Origin of the sequence: Burkholderia sp. BDU5, from assembly GCF_001522845.1 — a bacterium.
Lineage (GTDB): Bacteria > Pseudomonadota > Gammaproteobacteria > Burkholderiales > Burkholderiaceae > Burkholderia > Burkholderia mayonis.
In genome coordinates this window covers 1-6,911 of record NZ_LOWC01000063.1, presented here as the reverse complement: position 1 = coordinate 6,911, position 6,911 = coordinate 1, and the positions used below count along the sequence as shown (strand labels likewise).

Below are 6,911 nucleotides of genomic sequence, written 5' to 3'. Positions count from 1 at the left end.
GTTCCTCAAACTCGGTTGCTGCCTGATCTGCTGGAATACCCTTCGGCGGGCCGACCAGTCTTTATGAAACCGTCTCTAAGCTGCCAGGCAAGCCTTGCCCGCCTGCCTCCACGGGCTGATTGCCAGCGGGCGAACCCGAACGCCCGATAACCAATCATGCCTCACGTGCGCGCCGTATTGCGAACGGCCTTCGCGAGGTGCTTACCTACGACCGCCTCTTCCCTAACCAGGACACGATGCCGAAAGGTGGCTTCGGCAATCTGATTGCACTTCCTCTGCAAAAGACGCCGCGCGAGCAAGATTGCAGTGTTTTCGTCGACGAGGTTTTCCAACCCTACACGGACCAGTGGGCTTACCTGGCTTCGATCCAATCGATGGCGACTGACTCTGTCTAGCAGGCCATCACGGATGCTACGGGCGGTACGCATCCTCTCGACGTTATCTTCATTACCGAGGAGGACCAGGCGGAACCGTGGAAAGTGCGTAAAGGCCAACAAGACACACTGCCGGGTCCGATGCCGGCTTCGCTCTTTGTCACCGCAGCCGATCTCGTCTATTGCGAGAACGATAAAATCGGGACAGGCAAGAGTCAGAGGTAGACATTTTCAGTGGCGTGCAGAATATCAAAATAACCAGCCTACCAAAGCTGCGCCTTCTGTCCGGCCGTCCGGGAAGAAAGCGCTCCGACATTGAGCAAGAACGAAAAGAATCCGTGTCAAATATTCGATCCGCAGTGGAGCACTCAGAGGTCGAGAATAAGCTTGCCGCACTTCGCGCCAGAAACACAGACCATCATCGTCTTGTTACCCGTCTTCTCAGCCGTACTCAGTACCGAGTCGCGGTGATCAGGGCATCCTTCCAGCACGCGCGTCTCGCACGCACCGCAAATGCCCTCCCGGCAACTGTAATCGACGTCGATGCCGGCCTCCAACAAAGTATCAAGTAAGCTCTTGTCGACCGGCACCTCCAACGCCCTACTGCTCTTCGCAAGCTCGACGGTATAGCTTGCGCTCGGCGCCTGGATTACGTTCGTCTCTGCGGCAAACCGCTCGATATGGACATTCACGATACCAGCGCCTTCGCATGCTGCCTCGAACGCCGTCAGCATCACCGAAGGGCCACAACAATAGGCGTGCACATGCTTCGGTTGGGTCAAAAGGAATGCCACGAGATCGAATGGCTTTCCACCGTGCTCGTCGTCAAAATAAAGATCGACACTGCCTCCGAGTGCAGCAAGCTCGTCAAGAAACGCGGCCTGCGCACGACTGCGTGCACAATAGACGAGCCGCACGATCTTGCCTTCGCCGCGCAGGTGCCGGTACATACATAGGATCGGCGTAATGCCGATGCCCCCCGCGACCAACACCGACGATTCGGCCGTCTCATCGAGCGCGAAATTGTTGCGTGGTTTGCCGACCGGCAGAGTCATCCCGCAGCGAAAGTTCTCGTGCACATATCGCGAACCGCCCCGGCTCTGGCGATCCGAAAGAATGCCCAGCACGTAACGATTCGACTCGGTCGGTGAATTGAGCAGCGAATAGCTGCGCGTGAGGCCATTCGGCAAATGCAGGTCGACGTGCGCGCCCGCGCTGAACGCAGGAAAGCTCGAGCCGCTGACTGGCACCAGTTCGACACTAACCACACCTTCCGCTTCGTAGCGAAGCGTCCGGATGCGGGCATTCAGGAGTTCGGTATTGCTCATGATTAAATGCGCGAGGCACTCGACATGCCTCGCGTCGTCAGGTTGTAAAACCGTCTGGCCTTACCTTGCCGCCTGAATCTGCGTCAGATCGAAATCGAGCCGAACGGTCGCGTCAATCTCAATCTTCAGCGCAGGAAATACGAGCCCCGATACTGCGACAAGAGTCGACGCGGGGTACGCGCCCAGCCCCGCGAAGAACTCGCGCCGGGCTCGCCCCACCTCGTCCTTGTCAGCGATATCCGTAACGTAGACCGTGAGCTTCACGATGTTCGCGATCGACCCGCCCGCTTCCTCAACCAACGCCCGGATCTTACCTAGTACCACGAGGGTCTGCTCGCGGGTCGAGAGCGGCCCTCCGGTATCGTCCAGTGTCGGATGCGCGGTCATACCGGACAGCACCAGCTCATTGCCGATCCGGATGCCGTTGGTCCAGCTAGCGTGCGGCAGATCCGGTACTGCGGGCGACACGATACGCGTCGCCTGAATGGACGTATCGCTCATTGCCCCCCCCTGTCGATCTCGGCCTGCGCAAGGTTCTTCAGGTGCCGGCGCAGCTTGACCACACCCATGTCGTGCTGATACAGATGCTCACGCTGATTGGCGTCCGGCTCCATGGCTTCCAGCATCTCCCGATCCTGCTCGAGCACGGCCCAGTGACGCGCCTCCAACCGGTTCTCATAGAGGAAGCGCCACGCGTCGCGTTGCCAGCCCTGCAGCTTGCGGCAGCGCCAGTGAAACACGGCCGCTAGTTCGGGCGTGATCGGAGTGAAGCTGCCGACGATGACGAAATTTCCGCCAGGGCCACCGGTCTTAGGATAGGGAATTTCGAGGCGCAGCCAGTGCAAGCCCGTGTCGGACCATTCGGTCCAGTCGAAATTCACGTCGCGCTGGCCTTCCTTTTCGAACACGAAGCCGGTCGCGGTATCGCGCACACGGAAACTGGCCGCCTGGTCGCCAACGGCCATCGAATGAGACTGCTTATGTAGGTACGTGCCGTGCATCGGGTCCATCACGTTGTCCAGCACATAGCAATAATCGCCCTTCCATTCGGTATAGCAGAGGAATGACGAATACTCGTCCGATACAAGCTCTTCAGGCAGGCGTAGCGGCGGTGCCTCATCGACGGTGCCGTCCGCGTTATATAGCCAGATCACGCCATTTGCTTCGGTCAGATGAAACGACTGCACGGCGCGCATGCCTTCCAGCTTACAACCCGGACTGCCAGGCACGCTCGTCACCACTCCGTCCGCACGAATCTGTACGCCGTGATAGCCGCACGCGATGCGGTCGCCCAACACAATGCCCTTCGAAAGCGGCGCGCCACGATGTGGGCAATGATCCTCGAGGGCGTGCGCACTGCCATCGGCATCGCGCCAAAGCACCAGCTTCTTGCCGAGCCTGCGCAGCGATACCGGATTCCTATCGACAAAGCCCGACGGGCAAATCGGGAACCACAGATTGTGCAAGCCATCACGCAGAATGGTCGCGACCGTCTTTTGCTGTTGGATACTCATGATGATTGCTTTCCGTTCAACACCGCGCGCCACTCAATCGGCCGCGAGCCGTGCCATTTCGCTTACGAAGCCTTCTTTCGTCCACAGCGTACCGTCCTGCGGCCCCAGCCCAGTCTCGTTCAGATAGCGCACGATCGACGCCAGATCGTGAAAGCCCTGCGCAAACGCACGCTCAATCGCGTCTCCAAGCAGATTTTCGTATTGGGTCGGCTCGCGGCGGCGTGCCTGATGCGGTTCAAGATAACGATCCATCATTGTCCTCCCTGGTGCACCCGCTCGCGAATCCGTTCGCGCACGGGCACAAAGTCGTAAGCCGGATAGCACTCAGTGCGGAAAACACCCCACGCCGAGCGCTCGAGTTCAACGTTAACCACTGGCAGCAATGCCGGCGGCAACGCGAGTGTGACGATCTGGCCGAACCCCATCGCCACGGTCCACGACACGATCGTCGTGCCTTTCGGCGGGAAGCGCTCCCACCAATCGGCCTCTTTCAGCCGAGACTGGAACGCATCGAGATTGTTCGACTGGTCATGCCGCAGGAAAATCGTCAGCAGCATCATGTCGGTGCCGCCTTCGGCCGCACCCGCTGGTTTATCGCTCATATCACTCCACGAATTGGTTGGTAAATAAATCTTTCAAGTCGACTCTGGTTCGAATGATCTTCTGCGCAAAATAGAAGTCCTGCAGCCGTTCCACGCGCGCTGGATCGAACGCGCCAATCGTCGTCTGTCCCGGATAGACATGCTGTGCGTAATACGTCAGCACTTTGCTCACGAATGCCTCGCGCCCCTTCCATGACGGCACGGCAGCGACATAGTCTTTCGCCGCGGCGGCAGGATTTCTTTCGATTTCCGCTAGCGCCTTCATCGATGCACGCACGAACTTGTGCACCATGTCGGGGCGCGCGGCGATCATACGGTCCGACGCAAGAGTGGCTTGCGCCATCCCCGGAAAGTAGGCATCGGTCGACTGCCATACCAGCTTCGCTCCGGCTTCCTCGGCGCTTGCCGCCCAGTCGGGCGTGCCTACCATTGCATCGGCGCGTCCTTGGGCAAGGAGTTGCCAGATGCCCGACGGTCCCGCCGCCTGGATCGACACGTCTGATCGCGTAAGCCCACCCTTCGCGAGCACGGCGAGCGCAGCATAAAAGGACGTGTCCTGATACGACATAACAGTGAGGGTCTTGCCCTTCAGCACTGCGGGAATTGCTATGTTTTCGTCGGAGCGCGTGACAAACTGATGTAGTGCGCGACCGCCGAACAGCGCGACGGCCTTCACGGGAATGCCGTTCTGGCGAAGTACGATCGGCGTGTCGCCGAGCGCTCCGCCCAGATCACCATTCCCCGCCGCGAGTTGCTTTCCCACTTCTGCGCCGCCCTGCACCGATACGAAGCGCACCGACAATCCCTCGTCGGCGTAGTAGTTCTTCTTCTGCGCGATCATCAGCGGCGCAAATGCAATCTCGCTTTGGGGCGCGGGCAGCAGATAGGTCACCTGCTGCATCGCACTCGGCGCGGCCTGCACCGCGCATCCCCAAGCGCACATCAGTGCCACGCCCATGCCGACCACGATGTGCCGACGCAGCGAAGGCAGCGACGCCGCAAACCCCGTGCTTTCACTCTTCATACTCATTTCCAACTCTCCCGACTACGAATCGACCGCGGATGAGCCGCGTTCACACGGTTTTCATGCTGGCACGGGGCAGGTAATGCAGCACCCTTCTTTCAAGCCACACCACAGCGGCATAGGCCAGCACGCCGATGATGGTCAGCCCCACAATGGAGACGAATACCATCGCGGTATTTCCTTGTCCTTCGCCATACACCAGCAAATAGCCCAGCCCCTTGTCGCCGCCAACGAGTTCACCTACGGTGACGCCGATCACCGCGAGCGTCGACGCGATGCGCAGGCCGGAAAACAACGCCTGCATCGCAGATGGGAACTCCACGAACTGAAACACCTGCCAGCGCGAGCCGCACATCGCACGCACGAGGTTCACCATGTCTGGATCCACGGTGCGCACGGCCCGCAGCACGTTGACCATCACCGGGAAGAATACGATCAAGACCGCTACGACGATCTTCGGATATACCGTGTAGCCCATCCACATTACGAAAAGAGGCGCGAAAGCCACCTTGGGCGCAATCTGAAGTGCGAGGATATAAGGTGAAAGGACGGTTTCAGTCGTAGGAGAAAGGCCGAGTGTCACGCCAATCGCGACACCAAGCGCGGACCCCAGTACGAAACCTGCAATTACCTCGAGAGCCGTGATCCCAGTGTGCTGTATGAGATTTTCCGAACCGAACATGCGCAGTGCCTCATCAACGGTTGCGCTCAGCTTCGGCAGAACGAACTCGGGAATACCCAAAGCCGAAGGCCCCCATTGCCAGGCGGCAAGGAAGAAAACGAGCAGTAGCAGACTGCCCAGTGTCATTTTCAATTTGATAGCCATAGTCGATACCCGTGCAAATTGAACTGTGATGCGAATCCGTTACCGCAAACTAGCCAAGGTGCTCTTCCCTTCCTACCTTGAGCAGCTCCATCAATCGCGCCACGTAGTCATTCATGTGGAGCAGCTTGCGGCGCTCAAGCGGATTTTCGCGAAGAGGAAGGTCGATGACGATCTCTTCGATAATCGTTCCCGGGCGCTCGCTCATCACATACACACGATCGGATAACGCAATCGCTTCAGCCAGATCGTGGGTAATCAGTAATGCGGTCTTCTGTTCGGACGCAAGCATCTGTGCGAGGTCTTGTTGCAAGACCATCTTGGTCTGCGCATCGAGCGCGGAAAACGGCTCATCCATGAGCAACACGCCCGGCTCCACCGCAAGCGTTCGAGCAAGCGCCGCGCGCTGGCGCATGCCGCCGGACAACTGATGCGGGTAATGAGACTCGAAACCCTTGAGATGGCAGCGCTCAAGCAACTCCATAGCGCGCGATCGCCGTTGAGCAACAGGCACGCCGCGAATCTGCATGCCTAACTGTACGTTTTGTTCGATGGTGCGCCATGCCATGAGAAGATCTTTTTGCAACATGAAGGCAACCTCCAGCGATGGCCCGGTCACCCGCCGCCCGTTCACATACACCTCGCCCTCGCTCGGCGCGTACAGGCCGGCTCCCATATTCAGCAAGGTGCTCTTGCCGCAACCGCTCGGACCGATGAGGGAGACCACTTCCCCACGGCGCATGGCAATCGATACATTGTCCACGGCCGTCATCAACGTGTTGCCGTGCTTGGCCGGAAATCGCCTTGTCACGTGCCGGAACTCAATCGCATACGTGACCTGCTCTCGTTCGCCGCCATTCGCGAATGCTTGCGCTTCTTTCTCAACTCCGGAAAACATAAACATGGAATACCTTCAGAATTCGAAAAGATAGTGAATCGAGAACTTCAACGATCGCAGAAGTCGAGACGCACACCATTCTTGCGAACGTGTTCGTGATCTTTACATTGTCTCCAACACATATTCATCGTGGGGCAACCACATAGCGCAGCACCCGACTTTGTGAGTGTGCGTGTGCGAGCAGGTTCTCCAGCAGGATGTCGCATAGTTGCCGATGCGCCGCGGGCGAGCGGCCTGCAATATGCGGAGCGACGATGACGCAGGGATTGCGTAGGGTCTGTTTACATTCGATGAAATGTGTTTACATCTTGTTTTTTGCACAAGCGGGCCAAGATGATTCGAAAGTTA

Annotated in this window: 9 protein-coding genes; 1 reads left to right on the top strand and 8 read right to left on the bottom strand. The window is 58.5% G+C overall.

What is annotated here, in order from left to right:
• Positions 1 to 197 precede the first annotated feature (197 nt).
• Positions 198 to 395 (top strand): TOTE conflict system archaeo-eukaryotic primase domain-containing protein, encoded by a 198-nt coding sequence (locus tag WS69_RS35655; protein WP_059471030.1) that lies wholly within the window; start codon positions 198 to 200, stop codon positions 393 to 395.
• Between the two features lie 347 nt (positions 396 to 742).
• Here the strand turns inward: WS69_RS35655 and WS69_RS12215 are convergent, their stop codons facing one another.
• The 8 genes from WS69_RS12215 to WS69_RS12180 are packed head-to-tail and all read right to left on the bottom strand — an operon-like array spanning position 743 to position 6,569.
• Complete coding sequence (locus WS69_RS12215) at positions 743 to 1,702, bottom strand: PDR/VanB family oxidoreductase (protein ID WP_059471029.1); 960 nt, start codon at positions 1,700 to 1,702, stop codon at positions 743 to 745.
• Between the two features lie 60 nt (positions 1,703 to 1,762).
• The gene (locus WS69_RS12210) at positions 1,763 to 2,203 is read right to left on the bottom strand and encodes a RidA family protein (protein WP_059471028.1); all 441 of its coding nucleotides are present in this window, start codon (positions 2,201 to 2,203) and stop codon (positions 1,763 to 1,765) included.
• A complete protein-coding gene (locus WS69_RS12205; RefSeq protein ID WP_059471033.1) occupies positions 2,200 to 3,216 on the bottom strand; it encodes an aromatic ring-hydroxylating oxygenase subunit alpha in 1,017 nt (338 codons plus the stop codon). The genes WS69_RS12210 and WS69_RS12205 overlap by 4 nt, the downstream gene beginning before the upstream one ends.
• 33 nt (positions 3,217 to 3,249) lie before the next feature.
• Positions 3,250 to 3,468 carry a recombinase-like helix-turn-helix domain-containing protein gene (locus WS69_RS12200; protein WP_197419245.1) on the bottom strand — a complete coding sequence of 73 codons (219 nt, stop codon included), beginning with the start codon at positions 3,466 to 3,468 and terminating at the stop codon, positions 3,250 to 3,252.
• Positions 3,468 to 3,818 carry a hypothetical protein gene (locus tag WS69_RS12195; RefSeq protein WP_059471026.1) on the bottom strand — a complete coding sequence of 117 codons (351 nt, stop codon included), beginning with the start codon at positions 3,816 to 3,818 and terminating at the stop codon, positions 3,468 to 3,470. The genes WS69_RS12200 and WS69_RS12195 overlap by 1 nt, the downstream gene beginning before the upstream one ends.
• A 1-nt stretch (position 3,819) precedes the next feature.
• Positions 3,820 to 4,842, bottom strand: a complete 1,023-nt coding sequence (locus tag WS69_RS12190; protein ID WP_226382762.1) for an ABC transporter substrate-binding protein — start codon at positions 4,840 to 4,842, stop codon at positions 3,820 to 3,822.
• A 49-nt stretch (positions 4,843 to 4,891) separates the two neighbouring features.
• Positions 4,892 to 5,668 carry an ABC transporter permease gene (locus WS69_RS12185; protein ID WP_059471025.1) on the bottom strand — a complete coding sequence of 259 codons (777 nt, stop codon included), beginning with the start codon at positions 5,666 to 5,668 and terminating at the stop codon, positions 4,892 to 4,894.
• Positions 5,669 to 5,717: 49 nt separating this feature from the next.
• The gene (locus WS69_RS12180) at positions 5,718 to 6,569 is read right to left on the bottom strand and encodes an ABC transporter ATP-binding protein (RefSeq protein ID WP_226382763.1); all 852 of its coding nucleotides are present in this window, start codon (positions 6,567 to 6,569) and stop codon (positions 5,718 to 5,720) included.
• Positions 6,570 to 6,911 lie beyond the last annotated feature (342 nt).